Origin of the sequence: Methanofollis tationis (genome assembly GCF_013377755.1) — an archaeon.
Taxonomy (GTDB): Archaea; Halobacteriota; Methanomicrobia; order Methanomicrobiales; family Methanofollaceae; genus Methanofollis; species Methanofollis tationis.
In genome coordinates this window covers 223154-242605 of the sequence record NZ_JABXWR010000001.1, presented here as the reverse complement: position 1 = coordinate 242605, position 19452 = coordinate 223154, and the positions used below count along the sequence as shown (strand labels likewise).

Annotated in this window: 17 protein-coding genes; 12 read left to right on the top strand and 5 right to left on the bottom strand. The window is 60.0% G+C overall.

The window, feature by feature from the left end; all coding sequences use genetic code 11:
* The first annotated feature begins 474 nt into the window (after positions 1-474).
* The 8 genes from HWN36_RS01140 (at position 475) to HWN36_RS01105 (ending at position 9377) form a co-directional block, all read left to right on the top strand.
* The gene (locus HWN36_RS01140) at positions 475-1560 is read left to right on the top strand and encodes a DegT/DnrJ/EryC1/StrS family aminotransferase (protein WP_176787498.1); all 1086 of its coding nucleotides are present in this window, start codon (positions 475-477) and stop codon (positions 1558-1560) included.
* On the top strand, positions 1560-2474 hold the full coding sequence (locus HWN36_RS01135; protein WP_176787496.1) for a Gfo/Idh/MocA family protein: 915 nt from the start codon (positions 1560-1562) through the stop codon (positions 2472-2474). Before HWN36_RS01140 ends, HWN36_RS01135 begins: the two co-directional genes overlap by 1 nt.
* Positions 2471-3526 (top strand): non-hydrolyzing UDP-N-acetylglucosamine 2-epimerase, encoded by a 1056-nt coding sequence (wecB, locus tag HWN36_RS01130; RefSeq protein ID WP_176787495.1) that lies wholly within the window; start codon positions 2471-2473, stop codon positions 3524-3526. Before HWN36_RS01135 ends, wecB begins: the two co-directional genes overlap by 4 nt.
* A gap of 22 nt (positions 3527-3548) precedes the next feature.
* Complete coding sequence (locus tag HWN36_RS01125) at positions 3549-5003, top strand: nucleotide sugar dehydrogenase (protein WP_176787493.1); 1455 nt, start codon at positions 3549-3551, stop codon at positions 5001-5003.
* A 123-nt stretch (positions 5004-5126) separates the two neighbouring features.
* Complete coding sequence (locus HWN36_RS01120; protein ID WP_176789539.1) at positions 5127-5369, top strand: oligosaccharide flippase family protein; 243 nt, start codon at positions 5127-5129, stop codon at positions 5367-5369.
* A 53-nt stretch (positions 5370-5422) separates the two neighbouring features.
* Positions 5423-6550: an IS256 family transposase gene (locus HWN36_RS01115; protein WP_176787296.1), complete on the top strand. Its 1128-nt coding sequence runs from the start codon at positions 5423-5425 to the stop codon at positions 6548-6550.
* A 114-nt stretch (positions 6551-6664) separates the two neighbouring features.
* On the top strand, positions 6665-8245 hold the full coding sequence (locus HWN36_RS01110) for an IS1634 family transposase (protein ID WP_449405513.1): 1581 nt from the start codon (positions 6665-6667) through the stop codon (positions 8243-8245).
* A 181-nt stretch (positions 8246-8426) separates the two neighbouring features.
* Positions 8427-9377: an IS5 family transposase gene (locus HWN36_RS01105; protein WP_176787388.1), complete on the top strand. Its 951-nt coding sequence runs from the start codon at positions 8427-8429 to the stop codon at positions 9375-9377.
* 174 nt (positions 9378-9551) lie between these two features.
* On the opposite strand, the gene HWN36_RS01100 is transcribed toward HWN36_RS01105, so the two are convergent.
* From HWN36_RS01100 to HWN36_RS01090, 3 genes are read right to left on the bottom strand one after another with little or no spacing between them, the layout of a single operon-like run.
* Positions 9552-10898, bottom strand: a complete 1347-nt coding sequence (locus HWN36_RS01100; protein ID WP_176787489.1) for a type IV pilin — start codon at positions 10896-10898, stop codon at positions 9552-9554.
* Between the two features lie 37 nt (positions 10899-10935).
* Positions 10936-11787, bottom strand: a complete 852-nt coding sequence (locus tag HWN36_RS01095) for a type IV pilin N-terminal domain-containing protein (RefSeq protein ID WP_176787488.1) — start codon at positions 11785-11787, stop codon at positions 10936-10938.
* A 10-nt stretch (positions 11788-11797) separates the two neighbouring features.
* The gene (locus HWN36_RS01090; protein ID WP_176787487.1) at positions 11798-12700 is read right to left on the bottom strand and encodes a hypothetical protein; all 903 of its coding nucleotides are present in this window, start codon (positions 12698-12700) and stop codon (positions 11798-11800) included.
* A 126-nt stretch (positions 12701-12826) separates the two neighbouring features.
* Here HWN36_RS01090 and HWN36_RS01085 point away from each other — a divergent pair, with 126 nt between their 5' ends.
* Both HWN36_RS01085 and uppS read left to right on the top strand, forming a co-directional pair.
* A complete protein-coding gene (locus HWN36_RS01085) occupies positions 12827-13828 on the top strand; it encodes a radical SAM protein (protein ID WP_176787486.1) in 1002 nt (333 codons plus the stop codon).
* Positions 13825-14589 (top strand): polyprenyl diphosphate synthase, encoded by a 765-nt coding sequence (uppS, locus tag HWN36_RS01080; RefSeq protein WP_176789538.1) that lies wholly within the window; start codon positions 13825-13827, stop codon positions 14587-14589. Before HWN36_RS01085 ends, uppS begins: the two co-directional genes overlap by 4 nt.
* A gap of 6 nt (positions 14590-14595) precedes the next feature.
* On the opposite strand, the gene HWN36_RS01075 is transcribed toward uppS, so the two are convergent.
* Positions 14596-15186 carry an undecaprenyl diphosphate synthase family protein gene (locus HWN36_RS01075; RefSeq protein WP_176787485.1) on the bottom strand — a complete coding sequence of 197 codons (591 nt, stop codon included), beginning with the start codon at positions 15184-15186 and terminating at the stop codon, positions 14596-14598.
* Positions 15183-16868: a DNA polymerase/3'-5' exonuclease PolX gene (polX, locus tag HWN36_RS01070; RefSeq protein ID WP_176787484.1), complete on the bottom strand. Its 1686-nt coding sequence runs from the start codon at positions 16866-16868 to the stop codon at positions 15183-15185. The genes HWN36_RS01075 and polX overlap by 4 nt, the downstream gene beginning before the upstream one ends.
* Before the next feature lie 109 nt (positions 16869-16977).
* On the opposite strand from polX, the gene HWN36_RS01065 reads away from it, so the two are divergent.
* A complete protein-coding gene (locus HWN36_RS01065) occupies positions 16978-17604 on the top strand; it encodes a metal-dependent transcriptional regulator (protein WP_176787483.1) in 627 nt (208 codons plus the stop codon).
* Complete coding sequence (gene feoB, locus HWN36_RS01060; protein ID WP_176787482.1) at positions 17601-19451, top strand: ferrous iron transport protein B; 1851 nt, start codon at positions 17601-17603, stop codon at positions 19449-19451. The genes HWN36_RS01065 and feoB overlap by 4 nt, the downstream gene beginning before the upstream one ends.
* The last annotated feature ends 1 nt before the right edge of the window (position 19452 follow it).

The window sequence follows — 19452 nt, the reverse complement described above, 5'->3', positions numbered from 1 at the left end:
AAAAACACCATAAAAAACGCAGTTATATCCAATCAGGCCGATAGTCAGGCCACATTCCGCCCGGCATCCTGCTCCACCCCCGGCCGTCTGCGAGGGGGTGAAGGGGTTTGTAGTACTAACAATCATACGTGCCGCCATCCTGGCAGGAGAGGGGGCGGCATTCCCCTGGTTTCTCGAATGCTCTTTGCAGGACCGGGATCTGGAGATATCGCCGGTACGGGCCGGGATTGGCCGGGCGACCCCCGGATCCGGGGGCGATATGGACGTATTTTCTCGATGATGGAGGGGGGGTCCCCGGGAGCGCGGCCATGCGCCCCATGCCAGAGGTACCGGAGGTTTCGGGCTTTTGCAGCGGGTGTGCCGGGAAATAACCGCCCTTCTTAGAGATCGGCAGGAGGGGCAAAGAGAAATCCACTTAAACAATTGCCGCAAAATAAAAGATGAGTTTTCGCACATTCATCAGGAGCACCACGTATGCAGATCCCCATCGCCCACCCACTCATCGGCCAGGAGGAGGCCGATGCTGTCCTGTCAGTCCTCGCCTCGGGCACGATCGCCCAGGGCCCGGTCACCACCGCCTTTGAAAACGAGTTCGCCGCGTACTGCGGCGTCCCCCACGCCGTCGCCGTGAACAATGGCACTGCCGCCCTCCATGCGGCCTTACTCGCGGCCGGGGTCGGGCCGGGCGACGAGGTGATCGTCCCGGCGTTCACCTTCTTTGCGACCGCCTCCTCGGTCTCGATGTGCGGGGCCGTGCCGGTCTTCGCCGATGTGGACGGGGTGACCGCCACGATCGACCCGGCCGACGTGAGCGCGAAGATCACGCCCCGGACAAAGGCCGTGATCGGCGTCCACCTCTATGGCCAGCCCTGCGACGCCGGGGCGCTTTGTGAGATCTGCTCCGACAACGACCTCGTATTCATCGAGGATGCCGCCCAGGCCCATGGCGCCACCTACAAGGGGCGGAAGGCCGGGGCGCTTGGCGACCTCGCCTGCTTCTCGTTCTATGCGACAAAGAACATGGCGACCGGCGAGGGCGGGATGGTGACAACTGCCTCCGACGAGTACGATGCTCGTCTCCGCCGGATCATCAACCACGGCCAGAGCGAGAAGTACCTCCACACCGAGCTCGGCTACAACTACCGCCTCACCGACATCGCCTCGGCCGTCGGGCGGGAGCAGCTGAAGAAGATCGACGGTTTCAACCACCGCCGGCAGGAGAACGCCGCCTACTTCAATGCCCACATCACCGCCCCGGGCATCGTGCTGCCGTCTGTTGCTGCCGGCAGGAGCCATGTCTGGCACCAGTACGCCCTCAGGCTCACCGAAGCGTTTCCTCTCTCCCGCGAGGCGTTCATGGCCTATCTCAAGGAGCAGGGGATCGGCAGCGCCATCCACTACCCGGTCCCGCTCAACCGCCAGCCGCTGTACCGTGAGTCGTCACCCTGCCCGGTCGCTGAGGCGCTCGCCGCCTCAGTGCTCTCGATCCCGGTCCACCCGGCCGTGACCGCAGAGGAGCGGGCGTACATCTGCGAGGCGATCAACGGGGTGAGCGAATGATGGACGCGGGCGTCATCGGCACCGGAGCGATGGGAAGGAACCACGTCCGGGTCTACACCGAACTCAAGGAGGTCGGGACCACCTATGTCTATGACCTCAACCGCGCCGGGGCCGAGGAGGTCGCCGCCGCCACCGGAGCGGAGATCTGCTCCTCGATGGAGGAACTCCTGCAAAAGGCCGAGTGCGTCTCGGTCTGTGTCCCCACCCCCTACCACTTCAACACCGCACAGCAGGTGATCGGGGCCGGCGTCCACACCTTAATCGAGAAGCCGATCTGCCTCACCGTCGAGGAGGGCGAGCGCCTCATCGAGCAGATCCCGGACGGTGTCACCGTCGGGATCGGGCATATCGAGCGCTTCAACCCGATCGTACGGGAGATCGGGGAGATCGTCGCCGCACCCCTCTATGTCGCCTTCCACCGGCACAACCCGGCCTCGGCCCGGGTCACCGGGTCTTCGGTCGTCGAGGACCTGATGATCCACGACATCGACGTGGTCTTCAACGCCCTCTTCCCCGGAAAGGACTACACCCTCTCCTCCAGCGGCACCGAGGACGTTGCAGGTGTCCTCGCCACCTTCGGGACGACGCCGGTCTACCTCTCGGCCTCCCGCAAGTCCTCGAAGAAGATCCGCTCGATCTACATCGAGGAGGAGAGGCGAACGATCGAGGCCGACTTCATGACCCAGGAGGTCTATGTCTACCGGAAGCCCTGCCACTACGACCAGACCGACGGGCTGTACCGGCAGGAGAATATCATCGAGAAGCTCCTGGTGAACAAGGTCGAGCCCCTCAAGACCGAGCTCCAGGCGTTTGTCAGGTGCGCCCGCGAGGGCAAGCCCTTCCCGGTGACGCCCGAGCAGGGGCTGCTGAACCTGCAGGTCTGCGAGGCGGTCAAAGTGGGCCTGGGCATATGAAGGTCCTCTCCATCGTGGGGGCACGGCCCCAGTTCATCAAGTGCGCCCCGGTCTCGGCCGCCCTGCGGCGATCGTGTCAGGAGGTGCTCGTCCACACCGGGCAGCACTATGACGCCAATATGTCGGACGTCTTCTTCCGCGACCTCGGGATCCCGGCGCCCGACTACCACCTCGGGATCGGCTCGGGGAGCCAGGGAGAGCAGACCGGGCGGATGCTCGCCGCCATCGAGGAGGTCATTCTGAAAGAGGAGCCAGATATGGTGCTCGTCTACGGCGACACGAACTCAACCCTGGCGGGAGGGCTGGCGGCGGCGAAGGTGCATGTACCGGTGGCGCACGTCGAAGCGGGCTTGCGGAGCTTCGACCGCGCGATGCCCGAGGAGATCAACCGGGTGCTCACCGATCACCTCTCCGCCCTCCTCTTCTGCCCGACCGATACGGCGGTGCAGAACCTCGCCCTGGAGGGGATCGCCGGAGGCGTCCACCTCACCGGCGACGTGATGGTCGACGCCCTCCAGCGCAACCGCTGCCTTGCCGCGGGTTGCGCTCCGATGCCCGGGCTGGAGGAGGGCGGCTACTACCTGGCCACCGTCCACCGCGCCAGCAACACCGACCAGGAGGGGAACCTGCGCTCGATCATGGGGGCCTTCGCCGCCCTCGACCTGCCGGTCGTCTTCCCGGCCCATCCCAGGACCAGGAAGTACCTGGCCGCCTACGGGATCGAGGTCGGGGCGAACGTCCAGATCATCGATCCCCTGCCATATCTCGACATGCTCCACCTCCTCTCCCATGCCCGCGCCGTCCTCACCGACTCAGGCGGGGTACAGAAGGAGGCCTATATCCTGGAGGTGCCGTGCGTCACCCTCAGGGAGAACACCGAGTGGGTCGAGACCGTCGAGGACGGCTGGAACGTCCTGGTCGGCGCCGACCGCTCGAAGATCATCGAGGAGACAGCACGGGCAGGCGGCCGGATAGGCCGGCACTCCGCCCGCTTCGGCGACGGCCATGCCGCCGAACGGATCGCCGCGATCATCACCGATTATGAACCCTGAAGACCAACCATAGAGGCATACAATGACCGAGAAACTCGCAACACTTATCAAACAGCGCGGACCTATTCAAACAATCGGCGTCTTCGGGATGGGCTACGTCGGCATCCCGGCCGCCCTCCTCTTCGCCGACGTCCCGGGCATCGAGCACGTCTACGGCTTCCAGCGCGCCTCCCGGACCTCGGGCTATAAAATAGAGATGCTCAACCAGGGCGAGTCGCCCCTGAAGGGCGAGGAGCCCGGGCTTGAAGACCTCCTGCGAAAGGTCGTCTCCGCCGGGAAATTCTCCTGCACCCCTGACTTCGCGAAGGTCGCCGAGTGCGACGCCGTCACCCTCGCCATCCAGACCCCATTCAAGGACAAGAAAGACCTCCTCCCCGACTTCACCCCCCTGATCGAGGGGATCAGGAATGTCGGGCGGCACCTGACGCCGGGGACGCTCGTCGTCCTCGAATCGACGATCACCCCGGGCACCACGACCGGCATGGCCCGGCAGCTCCTCGAAGAGGAGTCCGGCCTCGTGGCAGGCGAGGACTTCGCCCTCGCCCACGCCCCCGAGCGGGTGATGGTCGGGCGGCTGCTCAAGAACATCCGCGAGCACGACCGGATCGTCGGCGGGATCGATGACATAAGCACGAAACGCGCCGTCGAACTCTACTCCCCGGTGCTCACCGCCGGCCGCGTCATCCCGATGACCGCCACCGCCGCCGAGGTGACGAAGACCGCCGAGAACACCTTCAGGGACCTCCAGATCGCCGCCGCCAACCAGCTCGCCCTGTACTGCGAAGCGATGGGCATCAACTTCTACGACGTCAGGGCCGGGATCGACTCCCTCAAAGGCGAGGGGATCACCCGTGCGATCCTCTGGCCGGGCGCCGGCGTCGGCGGCCACTGCCTGACGAAGGACACCTACCACCTGGAACGGGGGGTGCAGCAGCTCGGGCCCGACGCCCTCGACTGGCCCGGGGACATCGCCTCCCTGTACATCACCTCCCGCCAGATCAACGACTTCATGCCGGCCCACATGCTCCGGCTGACGAAGTCGGCGCTGGCGCAGGCAGGCAAGACCCTCGCGGGTTCAAAGATCGCCCTGCTCGGCTGGGCGTTCATCAATGACTCCGACGATGCGCGGAACACGCCGGCGGAGCCGTTCTATGAGATGGCACGGGCGGCCGGGGCGGATGTTGCCGTGCATGACCCGTGGGTGGATCCCGCGACGGCGCCGGATGTGCCGGCGGGATTGTCGAGGGATTTAGAGGGGGTGCTTTCTGGTGCTGATGCGGTGGTGGTGTTCGCCGGGCATCGGGAGTACCGGGGGCTGGTGCCGATTGAGGTGCAGCGGTTGTGCGGGTCTGCGCGGCCGGTGATTGTTGATGGGAGGAATGTGGTGGAGCCGGATGGGTGGATCGAGGTAGGATTTGCGTACCGGGGGATCGGGCGGGGGGATAAGAATGGACACTCGATACAAGAGATAGCATGAGCCCTTAAGGACACAATATATTAACAGATAGGGCATCTATTACCCCCACATTCTTTTAATCCACTTAAAAACGGAATAGAAAATAACTGAGGTTAAAAATTGAAGATCCCACTGAGCAAGACAATGATCGACGTGCAATGGGCGTTCATCAGTATCGTCACAGCGTCACTGGCCCATTTTATACTCAGAATATTTATCGGAAAATATCTCGGAGCAGAAGGACTTGGAGTTTACACACTCACGTTCACTATTTATTTCTTTGGGATGGTTTTTGCTGCGTTCGGGATACATGTAGCATTAACAAAATATATAGCAGAATTTCTCGAAGATCGTGAAACTATCGATAGTGTAACGAATTTTCTGTAAAAATAATTTGGCCCTGAATCCAACCTAGATTTGCAGAAAGGAGAAACAGGGCCATGGATCCCTTAGCGTTAATCGAAGATTATCTTTCCGATAATGAGAATGGCATGAAGACCCTCATCACCTGGTTCCTCAACCAGGTGATGCTGCTCGAAGCCCTCCACCAGGCGGGAGCCGAGCAGTATGAACGAACCGATGCGCGGAAGGCTCACCGAAACGGCTACAAGAAGCGCTCTCTAAAAACCCGATATGGAGAAACGATCCTCCAGAAACCGCAGTTCCGAGAATTTCCCTTCGAAACACAGGTATTTGGACGCTATTCCCGGGTTGAGAAGGCTCTTGAGAATGCTATCTTTGAATCCTACCTTCAGGGAGTCTCAACCCGCCGGATCCAGGAGATTGTTGCTCATTTTGGCATCGAACAACTCTCTCCTGCTTCAGTATCCAGGATAGCAAAGGACCTCGATGAACAGGTCCATGCATTCCTTCAGAGGCCGATTGAACAGGAGATTCCCTATCTCTTTGTGGATGCTTCGTACTACAAAGTCAGAGAGGGACCACGGTACATCACCAAAGCTCTTCTGGTGATCGCCGGTGTTCGAATGGATGGCTACCGCGAAATCCTGGGAGCCAGAATCACTGATTGCGAGAATGAGATGTTCTGGTCGGGATTGTTCGAAGACCTCAAAGAACGAGGATTGGTGGGTGTCAAGATGGTTGTCTCAGATGGTCATGCCGGGATCCAGAAGGCGGCGGAAGCCACCTTCCTCGGCGCATCGTGGCAGATGTGCTCGGTCCATTGCACCCGGGCGGTTTTAAAGAATATTCCACGGAAACATCAGAAAGAAGTTGCTGAGTCCTTGAAGGAGGCATATGGGGACGAGGAGAGACTGCAGGAGCTTGCAGACGATCTGAACGAACGAGGATATCGGAAAGCGGCCAATACGATCGAGAGATTCATCCCGGGACTTATGAGTTACACGGCGTTCCCGAAAGAGCACGCAAAGCGGATCCGAACGACGAACATGATGGAAAGAGTCAACAAGGAACTGAAACGGAGAACCAAAGTTGTAGGGGCCTTTCCCAATGAAGAGTCACTCCTCAGGCTGGCAGGATCCATCCTGATGGACATCAATGAGGAGTGGGTGACCGGCAGAAGATATTTGACGATGGAGGGGGAATGATCAAACAAGGAGACAGGGCTCAGACGAATTACAGAAGATCTGAAACACTACCATTGTATTTTAACTCCCCCATTCTCCGTTCTCCCCACCAATCAAAAGATTTTAATATTTTTAATGCGCTTATCCATTAAGCATATGAAACCCCTCATCCGGATCAAACGTATCAAAGGGAAGGAATACTGGTACGAAGACACCCCCTACTACGACCCCGAAACAAAGCAGATCCGGCACAAATCCCGATATCTCGGGAAAAACATCGACGGAAAACCCGTCAAAGTACGGACCGAACCCGCCGGTGCATCCATCGCCTCCGTCCCCACAAACGCCTATTCTCACGGTCCTTTTCTGCCTCTCCTGGCAATCATCAAGGATCTTCACCTGGATGAGTACCTCTCATCATTGACAAGCGAGATCGAAACAAACGTCATTTTAGCGCTCTCCATGAACCGGGTCGTGCGGCCGATGGCCATGCACCTCATCTCGTCGTGGTACGAAGATACCTCCCTCTTCCTGACACACCCGGACCTCCCCCTCTCCAGCCAGCGGATCAGCGAACTCCTCTCCGAGATCGGTGAAAGCGGCGTCCCCGACGCATTCATGACGTCTCTCCTCAGGGGCATCGGTACCGACTCAACCCTGATCTACGACATCACCAGCCTGTCCAGTTACTCTCGGCTCATCCCGCTCCTCGAACACGGCTATAATCGGGACGGCCTCGATCTGCCGCAGATCAACTTCTCGCTCATCTTCGACACCGAGCACGCGATTCCGGTCATGTACGATATCTATCCCGGCAGCATCGTCGACGTTGTCACGCTGAAGAACACCGTCCACAGGCTCGGCGCGCATGGCATCCACAATTATACCATGGTCCTGGATCGCGGATTTTTCAGCCAGGGAAACCTGGAGGAACTCCTTCAGGAAGAGATATCCTTTGTCATTCCAGCCCCACTCACCCTCAAACAGGTGAAGGAAGTGCTGACGGAAGCACAGCGGGATCTCGAAAGCCCGCAGTACCTGCAGATATATCAGCAGGATCCGATCTTCGTGAAACCCGTTACCCTGACGATTCAGGGAAGTGTGGTTTTTGGATTCTGCTATTATGATCTGAAACGAGAGCAGACGGAACGCAACCTGTTCTACATTCGCCTGCATGACCTTAAAGCGAAACTCGAATCGAGTCGGATTCCCGGGTGGCGCAGGCCTGAAGAAGTATTCAAGGAGCGGGCGGGAAAGATGGCGAACTACTTTTCATGGCAGGTGGTCGACAACCGATTCCAGGTTGAGATCCGGAAGAATGCGGTCTCGCAGCGGGTAAACCGAATGGGAAAACAGATCATCCTCGCCCACAGTTCGCTCGACTGGCAGGAATGTCTCACGGTGTACCGGGAGCGCGACGCGGTGGAGAAGGCGTTCCGAACGTTGAAACAGGACATTCAGGTGATGCCCCTCAACGCGAAGAACGAGTCTTCGATGAAGGGATTTCTGTTTGTGACCTTCATCAGCCTGATCCTGAGGATGCGGTTGTTGAAGTGGATGAAGGAAACGGGGCTGATGGAGGACTATACGCTTGAGGGGATGCTGCTGGAACTGGCCAAGATCAAGAAGATCAAGCTTGCCAATGGCGAGATCATGGTGACGGAGATTTCGCGGAGGCAGAGGGCGATCCTTGAGAGGTTGGGACTATGTGCTTAATTTTCGGGAAGTCAGGACGCTCGGCGAATATTCAGCGGACTGATGAATAAAAAGGGTTTCTGACGAATCTGTCGATTTTCAGGCAGGATAGAGCGAAAATTCCTCTGAAATATCTTTAGAGAATTTCGAACAACCCCACCTCACCCAAAGTACTTTATAGTCCCGGATCGACCTTTTTCCCATGAGCACGTTTACCAATTTCGCGATCCACCACGAATATGCCAGCCTTGCAGCTCTGGGTGATCGGCTGGGTGAGGTCAGCGGTCTGATCGACTGGGATGCCTTCCGCCCTCTCCTTGCTGACCTCTACACCAACGCCGAGGGGCGAGGCGGCCGTCCGAACTATGACGTCGTTCTGATGATCCGGCTGCTGGTGCTTCAGCAGTGGTATGGCCTGTCTGACCCCGAACTGGAGCGTCAGGCGACCGACCGGATCTCGTTCCGTCACTTCCTGGGATATCCGGAAACCATTCCGGATCGGTCGACGGTCTGGCTGTTCCGGGAACGCTTGGCGCAAACCGGGAAGGATACCGCGATCTGGGATGAGTTCCAGCGGCAACTCGAAGTACAAGGGCTCGCCATCAAACGCGGTGTCATGCAGGACGCGACGTTCATCACCGCCGATCCCGGGCATGCTCCTGCCGGCACGCCCCGGGGAGATCAGGCAGAGACGCGGCGCAGCCGCGACGGCACCTGGGCCAAGAAGGGCTCGAAGTCACAGTTCGGGTACAAACTTCACATCCTGCTCGACAAGGACAGTCAGCTGATCCGCCGGATTGAGACCACCACGGCGTCACTCCATGACAGCAGGATCGATCTCTCCCGGGAAGGTGAGACGGTCTATCGCGATAAAGGCTATTTTGGGGTGAAACCGCAGGCATCTATGGACAAGACCATGCACCGGGCCGTTCGCAACCATCCCCTCTCCATCAAGGAGAACCGGCGGAACAAGGCCATCAGCAGAACACGATCGCTGGTGGAACGACCGTTTGCCGTGATCAAGCGGGTGTTCCATGCAGGCCACCTCATGGTCACGACGGTTGCCAGAGTGCACGTCAAGAACATCTTCTCCTGCATGAATTTCAACTTCAGGCAACTTCTTACCCTCAAAGCGCAAGCTGCCGAGCGATAGCTCTCGAGAAAATCCAAAAAACCCTCTAAATGCAGGGGTTCAGGAAGGAAACGGCTGAACAGCGAGGGGAAGAGGGCAGTCGGGAGCGAGTATCTGATGGCAGGGAGGAGTTAATCGCAATTCTCTCATGCCTGTTCTGTCTGATCGGGTTGTGGTCCAGTCTGTTCCCGCCGATCAGAAGGGATAGTCGTCCGGGTTGCTGATATATTCCTCGATATTCCTGAAGACGACCGTCGTTCCACCGCTCGTGACGAAGAAGCCGTCGCGAGCGATCACGACTCCCTCTAGGGATGTCCCCTCAAATGTTACCTTTCCATTGGGTGCGTAGAATACACCGGTAACGCGCCGGTCTCCCATATTTTTCAGGGTTATATCTCCGGAGCGTGCGATGATGACTATGTTGTTTGCGGTAGAACTCCAGGTCGGTGGTGAGTAGCCAGGGGCATCGTAACTGTCGGCATAGATCCTTATCCCGTCCGTCAGGGCCCCGCCTGAGACATATCCCCGTTCTGCATACCACTCTGCCGGCTTTGTTGGCGCGATTCCCTGATCTGGTATATCGACCCCCGGCACCGTCGCCTGGTGGACGCATTTTTTAAGGATCTCTTCGTCGTAGTAATTGGGGTGCTCTATCTTACCGGTGTAATAGATCCGTGCATCATCGACAAGCCATGGCGTCCAGTTCAGGGTCAGATCCCCGTCGACGTACACATTACCGTGTATTCTCGCGTCTTTGAGGAAGAAGTTGCCGGCGACGTACGTATCGCCGTAGATGTTTCTGCTGCCGCTTCCGAGCGTCAGATCGCCATTGACATAGATATTTCCAGGTTCAGTTGCCGATCCAAGGCCGGCACTCCCTCCGTCCAGGGTAACATCGCCGTCGATATAGATCTCTGAGACGGAGATGGAGGTGCCGCCATTGAGATCCGATGTAACAAGTCCTCCAGTAATAACGACCGTTGCTCCCGGCCCTGTGACGGTGTTCCCGCTGAAACTGAGGACGTTGCCGTAGACGAAGACATTCTCGTCGATGACAAAATTGATGAAGGACCTGTTCACGGGCACCACGATGGTGGGCGTCGGTGTCCCTGCCGTGCCGTTCTCGTAGAGGAGCCATTCCGAGCCGCTCTGGCCGACGCCGGCGGCGACGATCATGATCCTTGACGTTGAAGAGACACCTGGAAGGACGAGGGCCTGCCCGGTTCCCCATGTCGTCCAGTCTGAAGATTCATCGCCCAACGGGCTGTAGAGGGTGGCCTCGCCCGTCCGATCGATACCGTCGACGATGACTGCAAAGCGCCCTCGCTCGAGGGGGTCGCCGCCGTCGTGGTAGAGGTAGGTGCTCCCGTTCTCCTCATCGACATGGGCAAGCATTGCCGGGGCCGCGTCCCCCGGCGGGTTCGAGAGCATGACGACGCCGACGATCCCCACCGCCACCGCAAAGATGGCGATGAGGATCACGACGGCGATGATCTCGCTGGCAGCGGTGGTATTGTCATCCTGTTTTTTTTGAATCATCATCTTCCAGCTCTGATATCTGATGGTGGTTCAGAGTTACTTACACGATATGTGCCTCTGTTTTCAATGCATCGACGCCGAGGAGGCTGGTGTCATTATAAAGAAGAAATACAAGGGTGATGGGATCGCCGTCGTTGATGGTGTTGCCGGTGAAGGTGATTTCTTGCGAGAATATCCCCCTGCCCTCTGCCACATCTCGATAGATCGTCACCTCTTTTGTTCCGCTGCCCGATGGATCATTATAGGGGTATATCACGAGGTCGACACGCGTCACATCCTCACTGGTGATGTTTCCTTCGACGGTTCCTTTAATGGATCTCCCATTTCCTTGTTCTTTTGCTGTGAGATTAAATGGATCGCCAATAGGAGGTTCAATAATGATAATGGAAGGTTCAGGCGTCGGTGTAGGCCCCGGCGTCACCGTCACCACCGGTGTCACGGATCCTGACCCCCCGGCATCCGCATATGCCCCTGCCGCCGCCACTCCAAACCCATAGGGTTCGGCGATCACCGTCTCGCCGCCGCCCGAATCGACGACCGAGATGACGACCCGTTCGGGCGTGCCGCCGCCCGTGTAGGTGAGGTTCTCCCCGATCGACCAGATATCATCGCCAGCAAGGGAGAACTCGGTGGTCCGGTCCACAAGCCCGCTGCCATTGTCCACGTAGATCCGGTAGTTCCCCGCGGCGAGGGCGTCGCCGCCTTCATGGAGAAGCACAAAGGTGGTGTTGTCGGCCGTCGTTCCCGCTACCACGCTCACGTGCGGGATCTCTGAGGGCGGGGGCTGGGAGAAGAGCGCCACCGCCACGATCGCCACCCCGAGCACCGCCAGCGATACCAGGAGGACGGCCCCGATTACCTCGGAGACGCCCTGTTCGTCTATCATTTTCATCGTCTTCACCTCACTCGATCAATGATGCTGCCGTTGCGATACTCACCAGGTAGTCGGCCCGCACCGTCCTGAGGGTGACATCTCCTGTGGCGCCCGTATACCGGCCGGTGATGTTCATATATGCCGTTTCTGAGGCTCTTCCGACTGCATACCATGAAGGGTCGATCCCCTCGCGCAGTGCTGCCTCCTTAAACGCCCGCTCCCATGCCCGCGCCATGCCCTCGTCGCCCGCCTCGATCGAGATCTTCACCCAGGCGAAGGTGCCGGTGAGGTTTGCATAGGGCGGCATGTCACGCAGCCTTGTTTCGATCCGCACCGGCCCTGACCCGGCCAGGAGGGCCGATCCGGTGATGTTCACCGGGGCGATGCACACCGAGGCGTTGCCGCTGACATTGTAAACCGAGAGGGACGGTGACGCCCGCACCGTCGTCCCGCCGCTCTGGGTGAGGAAGACTCCGCCCATCTGGTAGGTCCAGGTCTGGTCCACCCAGTAGTTGTTCCCGGAAACATACTGGAGACTGCCGAGCGGGATCTCTGTTGCATTGTTCGGGGTCGTGATCGTCAGGACCGCCCCGCCTGACCTGACGCTCACCGCTCCGGACGACCCGGCCGGGCTGAGGATCGGGAGGGAAAGCCCTCCTCCTTCCGTCGCCGCCGACCCGGTGCCGAGGTCGAAGGCCGTCGAGAGGGTGACGCCGGTCACGTTATTTTTGTTCACCCAGAGCGAATCGAGGGCGATCTTGTAGTCGATGAACCGGTCCTTCACCATGTTCATATGCCCGATCTCGTTCGCCCGCCCCTCTGCCGGCACGGCATAGATCTGGTAGACGGAGAGCGCCATGACGAGCACTCCCAGAAGGAGCACGAATCCGACGACCTCGGAGAGACCTTCTTCGTTCCGGGCGGCAGGCATTGTACCGGAGTTTTTTTCTCGGGCTCTATATATTCCTTTCAGAATGTACGCCCCTGCAGATGTGCATAATGTTAAGAAATCACCGGTTCATAAATATAGGAAGATAAAATAGCGGGGAATTTTGACGTGTCCGAAATCACAGGCAGCACATCCCGTCTGGCGCGGGGCTGCGTCCTCTGTTATGAGGGCGCCAAGATGGTTCTTTTTGTGACCGGCAGGTGCGGGCGGGACTGCTGGTACTGCCCCATCTCTGAGAAGCGGCGGAATGGCGATCTGGTCTATGCAAACGACCGCGTGGTGACGTCGCCGGATGACATCATCGAGGAGGCCGAGATGATGAGCGCTCTCGGGAGCAGCATCACCGGGGGCGAACCCTTCCTGGTGCTCGACGTGGTCGTCAGCGCCTGCCGTCTCCTCAAGGAGCACTTCGGACCCGACCACCACATCCACCTCTACACCGGGATCGCACCGACAGAAACGCAGCTGCTCCCGCTCCGCGGGCTTGTCGACGAGATCCGTCTCCACCCGCCGCAGGAGATCTGGGGTCGCATCCTGGATTCTCCCTATGCCCGCTCGGTCGAGACTGCCCGCCGCCTCGGGTTCTCGATCGGGATCGAGGTGCCCTCCCTGCCCGGCATCGAGGCCCTTCGAGTGATCCTTCCAGACCTCGACTTCCTCAACATCAACGAACTCGAGTGGAGCGAGACAAACGCCGAAGCGATGCGTCTGCGTGGCCTCGACCTTGAGGACGGCCTTCACAACGCCGTCGGCGGCGCTGCGGCGCTGGCAGAGCCCCTTCTCGACGACCCGAAGGTGCACTTCTGCTCGTCCGGGTTCAAGGACTCGGTCCAGCTGCGCGAGCGGCTTCGGCGCATCGCCGAGAACACCGCCCGCCCCTTCGACGAGATCACCGAGGATGGCACCATCGTCTACGGGTTCCTCGAACTGGAAGACGACACCCTGCCGACGGTCCTCCGCGAACATATTTATGATATCGAGGTCTCTGGTAATCAGGTTGAGATGGCCTGGTGGGTGCTTGCCGAATTGAAAGATGAACTCCCCGGTAAAAAGTCCGTGATCGAGCGCTACCCCAATGGGGGGATCATCCTGGAGGTGACCCCGCTCTGAGGATCAGAGACCGGATCGATCCGCTCTACGAGCGCTACCTGCAGTGGCAGTGCAAACATATCCCCGGCCACATCGCCATCATTCAGGACGGCAACCGCAGGTATGCCCGTCTCCTCGGTGTCGGAACGATCGAGGGCCATCGTGCAGGCGCCGAAACGACCCAGCAGGTGCTGGAATGGGCAAAGGATCTCGGGATCAGGACGATCACGCTCTACTCCTTCTCCACCGAGAACTTCAACCGTGACGAGGGTGAGGTCAACTACCTCTTCGATATCTTCAAGGAAAAGTTCATCGGCGTTCTCAGCGACGAGCGGGTCCACGCAAATCAGATCAGGGTCCAGATGATCGGCGACCGATCGATGCTCCCTCCAGACCTTCTTGAGACGATCGAAGCCGCCGAAGAAGCCACCCGCCACTACAGCCGCTTCTTCCTCAACATCGCCCTTGCCTACGGGGGCAGGAACGAGCTGGTCCATGCCGCCAGGCGGGTCGTCGCCGGCGTCCGCGAGGGTTCAATCGCCCCTGACGAGATCACGCCGCGTACGGTCGAGAACTACCTGTACGAGGGCCTTCATCTCCCCCCGGTCGACCTGATCATCAGGACCGGGAACGAGCGGCGCACCTCGAACTTCCTGCCCTGGATGGCAAACGGAAACGAGTGTGCCGTCTATTTCTGTGCGCCGTACTGGCCGCTCTTCAGGAAGATCGATCTCCTGCGGGCGATACGCCTCTATGACCAGCGGATCCGTGCCGGAGAATAGGGGTCATCAGGCCCCAAAACGTCTTTTTCTTGCCCCGAAGTCTCTCAGTGCCCTGAGAAAATCGATCTTCCTGAACAACGTCCAGTTCACGTCCAGGAAGAAAAACTCCGAGTAGACCGACTGCCAGATGAGAAAATCGGTGAGATAGTTGCCGCCGGTCTTGATCACCAGGTCAGGGGCGCACCTGAAGGTGAGGTGCCGTTCGATCACCGCCTCGTCGATCTCGTCGGCACAGATCTCCTCTGCGGCGATATTTCTGATGCATGCGGCGATCTCTTCCCTTCCGCTCTTGCCGACGGCGACGATGACGTTCATCCCCTCTCCCGTCGTCTCGATCCGGTCACCGATATGGAGGTTGAGCCTGCCGATGGAGGCGATCTTTCTGATCTCCGGCAGACAGGGTGCGATCCGGCCGGGGTCGTCGGTGGAGATATGAAAGGTTGCGGCCTCAAGCCCGGCGTCCCTGCACCACCCGGCCACCTCGACGATCTTCTGCGGGGCCTCGATCATATCCTCCTCGGTGATCATGAAACAGATCTCTCGGGGAAGGACGGTGAGGCTGCGTTGCAGCCTCCGTTCATAAAACCAGCGGATCATCTCCGCCTCTCCAGGAGGGCGTCGGCAGTGCGGGTGTTGAGGACGTCATTGGGCCCGCACCATCCCCGGCGGGCCAGGGCGACGCCATATCTCATATGGGCAAATTCAGGCTTTCGGTGCGTGTCGGTCCCGATCGCAAGTATCACGCCCCTTTCTTTTGCCTGCCTGATATAAATATCATCCAGATCCATCCGCGCCGGCGATGCGTTGATCTCAAGGGCCGTCCCGGTCGCGGCCGCCGCCTCGATGACCCTTCCGATGTCGAGCGCTGTTCCGGGGCGGTGGCCGATGAGGCGGGCGGTCGGGTGCCCGAGGATATCGACGTGCTCGTTTTCGAGGGCGGCGATCACCCTCCGTGTCATGGTATCCCCGTCCTGCCTGAAGGCCGAGTGCACCGAGGCGACCACCAGGTCGCAGGCTTCAAGTGCTGCATCAGGGAGAGAAAGCCTCCCGTCCGGGAGGATGTCGGCCTCGACCCCGGCGAGAAGGGTGCAGGACGCCGTTCTGTTCACCGCCCTGATCTCCTGCCGCTGTTTCTCCAGCCGTTCGGCGTCGAGGCCGTGAGTGATCCCGATGCCGGCCGCGTGATCGGTGATCAGGATGTACTCGTAGCCCATCCGCTCTCCCTCTGTGGCGATATCTTCCAGGGAGAGCACGCCGTCGCTCCATTCCGAGTGAACGTGGAGGTCCCCCCTGATCCCGGTCTCGTCCAGGAGAGGGGGAAGTCCCCCGCCCAGGGCGGCCTCCACCTCCCCGCGGTCCTCCCTGAGTTCAGGCGGGACCGGGTTCATCCCGAGGGCGGAAAATACGCCCTCCTCTGTCGGGAAGGTCAGAAGGTTTCCCGATCCCCGGTCGGTCAGGCCGTACTCGTTCAGGCGCATCTCCTTTCGCCCGGCGATCTCCCTGAGCCTGATGTTGAAGGCCTTCGAGCCGGTGAGGTAGATCAGCATGGCGCCGATCGATCCGGGATCGGCAAACCTGACGTCGGCCCGCCGCCCGCCGATCGTCACCGAGATCTTTCGTTCCCCCTCGTCGATGACGGTGTCTGCGATCTGCCTGAGGGCCAGTCTCGTCTCCCGTGGCGGTGCCGTCGTGACGATGTCGATGTCCCCGATGGTGGAGCGGCCGCGCCTCAGGCTCCCGGCCACCCATGAATCCCCCGGGATTGCGGCGGTCAGCGCCGCGGCCAGTCGTTCGGCCTCGGCCCGGTTCATCCGCCCTGCCCCTTCTTTCGCCTCTGCGATCGCCTTCAAGATGTCGTCTTCCTTCTTTGCCCCGAACCCTTTCAGGGCCCTGATCCGGCGGCTTCGTGCTGCAGCCTCAAGGGCCTCGACTCCATCCACCCCGAGTTCGGTCCAGAGCCTTCTGACCGTCTTCGGGCCGACACCATTGAGCGCGAGGAGGGGGATGAGGCCAGGGGGAGTGGCGGCACGGAGCCTCTCCAGCTCGGCACAGGTGCCGGTATTCAGGATATCCTGTATTTTTCCGGCGATCGCCTCTCCTACGCCGGGTATCGCCTCGAGATCCTCTGCGCTCAGAGAGGAGACCGGCTCTGCGAGATGATCGATCTGTTCGGCCGCCCTCGTATAGGCCCTGATTTTGAAGGGGTTCTCTCCCTGGATCTCCAGCAGCGTGCCGATCTCACCGAGGAGCCGTGCCACCTCCCGGTTGCTCGTCGCCATGCATGAGGGTGGGCGTGTTCCTATATAGCGCTTGAGTGACCGCCCTCTCTTCTGTCTCCCTTTCTGCAGGGAAGCAAATCCATATGAGCAAAAAGCTCAAATGGAATGTATGAATTCCTCCGTCCGTGAAGACTGCCTTGAGGCAATTCTCACCCTGACGCAGGCGAACGGTGGCTCTGTGGCCGCAGACGGGATCCTGGCGGCGGTGGACGCGGACAGGGCCGAGGTTGAGGCATGTCTCGCGGGACTTGTTGCCGATGGAACGGTCCGGAAGGATGATCAGGGATATCTCCTCTCCACCGAGGGAAAGCGCGTTGCCGAAGCGGTCCTCAGAAAACATCGCGTCCTTGAGTGTTTCCTCTGCGAAATGCTTGGTATGGACACCGGGGCCGCTTCAAAAGAGGCCTGTGTCCTCGAGCACGAGATCTCTGACGAGGCCATCGACCGCCTCTCCAGGTACATCGAGCGGCCCGGCCACGGCCCGAGGCGGCATTGTGCCGGCCGTTGCCGCGAACACAGCCTGCTGGAGTTTGCCGAGGGCGATCTCCTCGAGATCACCCTGATCCGCTGCCTCAGCCGGAATCGCCGTCTGATCGACCTCGGCCTCATACCGGGCGAGCAGATCACGATCAGGCGCAAACTCTATAACGATGCCGTTGTGGTCAGGGTGAAGGGTGCGGATATCGCCCTCTCTCCTGAGATCGCATCGACCATCTTCGCGGAGCCGGTCAGATGAGGTGCGCGCTCATCGGCAACCCGAGCGTCGGCAAATCCCTGATCTTCAACCAGCTCACCGGCCTTGGCGTCGAGGTGAGCAACTACCCGGGGACGACGGTCGAACTGATGCAGGGAAAACTCTGTCACCAGGGTTCGACCCTGCAGATCGTCGATCTTCCCGGGATCTATTCGATGGACGGCGACTCGGCCGAGGAAGAACTCGTCCGGACCTACCTTCTTTCAGAACCCCCTGATGCGGTGATCGCCGTCCTTGACGCCACCAGGATGGAGCGGAACCTCTACCTCCTCCTCCAGCTCGCCGAATACGGGATCCCGATGGTCGTCGTCATCAACATGATCGACGAGGCGGCGCAGCAGGGGATCATCATCGACAGCGGGCGCCTCTCCTCGGTCCTGGGAGCGCCGGTGATCGAGACCGCCGCATCCCTGGGAAAAAACATCGGCGAGATCATCCCGACGGTCCTCTCTTCGGCGCGGCCGGCCGGGATCGCCGTCCCCTATACCCCGCAGATCGAGGCCGCTATCAGGAGCCTTGGTAAACTCTACGGCGCCACCCGCCTTCAGGCCCTTCACGCCCTTCAGGGTATCGGCAGTGCGAGCGAACTCGTCGAAGGGGCGCGAACGATCGCCGGGGAAATCGAGGCCCTCAACCACATGTCGGCCCACCAGATCATCGGCGCAAACCGGCACCTCTGTGCCCGCCGGATCGCCGCCGACGTCGTCGGGGCTCAGGAACCTGACCGGCGCTTCTCGGCCGACCGTCTGCTCACAAAGGCGATCCCCGGCATTCCTATCCTTGCCGTGGTCCTCCTCTCGATGCTGCTCACCGTCTTTATCGCCGGCTCGTTTCTGGAAGAACTCATCGTCGAGATCTTTACCCTCCTGGTGATCGAGCCGTTTCAGACCCTTTCCCTCCCGCCCCTTGCCACCGCCCTCGGGATGGCGGTCCTCCTTGCCATCGTTGCCGGCCTCGGCATCGCCTTTCCCTTTGTCCTCATCTTCTATATCCTCCTCTCCATCGTTGAGGATACCGGCTACCTGACGCGGGCGGCGTTCCTTGCCGACCGGTTGATGCACGGCCTCGGCCTCCACGGCGGCGCCATCATCCCGATGGTAATGGCCTTCGGCTGCAATGTGCCCGCGGTGATGGCGGCAAGCCAGCTCCGGACGGTGCGAGAACGGACGATCGCCGCCTTTCTGGTCACCATGGTCCCCTGCTCGGCCAGGACGGTGATCATCACCGGGATCGTGGCGGCGTTTGTCGGGTTGTGGGCGGCCCTCTCCATTTACCTGATCGTCCTCGTCCTGATCATTCTCACCGGCGTGTTTCTGGCACGGAATATCCCGGGCGGGCAGTATGGTATGATCCTGGAGATGGCGCCGTTGCGGATGCCCGATCCCGTGCTGGTCATGAAAAAATCGTGGGGGCGTATCCAGGAGTTTCTCTTTATCGCCATGCCCCTGCTGCTCGCGGGCAGCGTCGTCCTCGGCGCCCTCGACTACTACGGTGTGGTGGACGCGTTCTCCCTCATCGTCGCTCCGGTCTCCGAGGGATACCTCGGGCTCCCTGCCTATGTCACGACAGCCCTCCTCTTCGGGATCCTGCGCAAGGAGATGGCGTTTGAAACCCTGGCCGTGCTCTCCGGCACTGCCGATCTCGGTTCGGTGCTGACCGGCGTCCAGCTCTATACGTTTGCGGTGATCAGCGTGCTGTTTGTCCCCTGTATCTCGACAATCGCCGTGATACTCCGTCAGATTGGGATAAGGGTGACGCTGGCCGTCTCGGCCTACACGATTACGCTCGGCTTTTTAATAGGGGGACTCATACACTTTATCGCAGGATAAA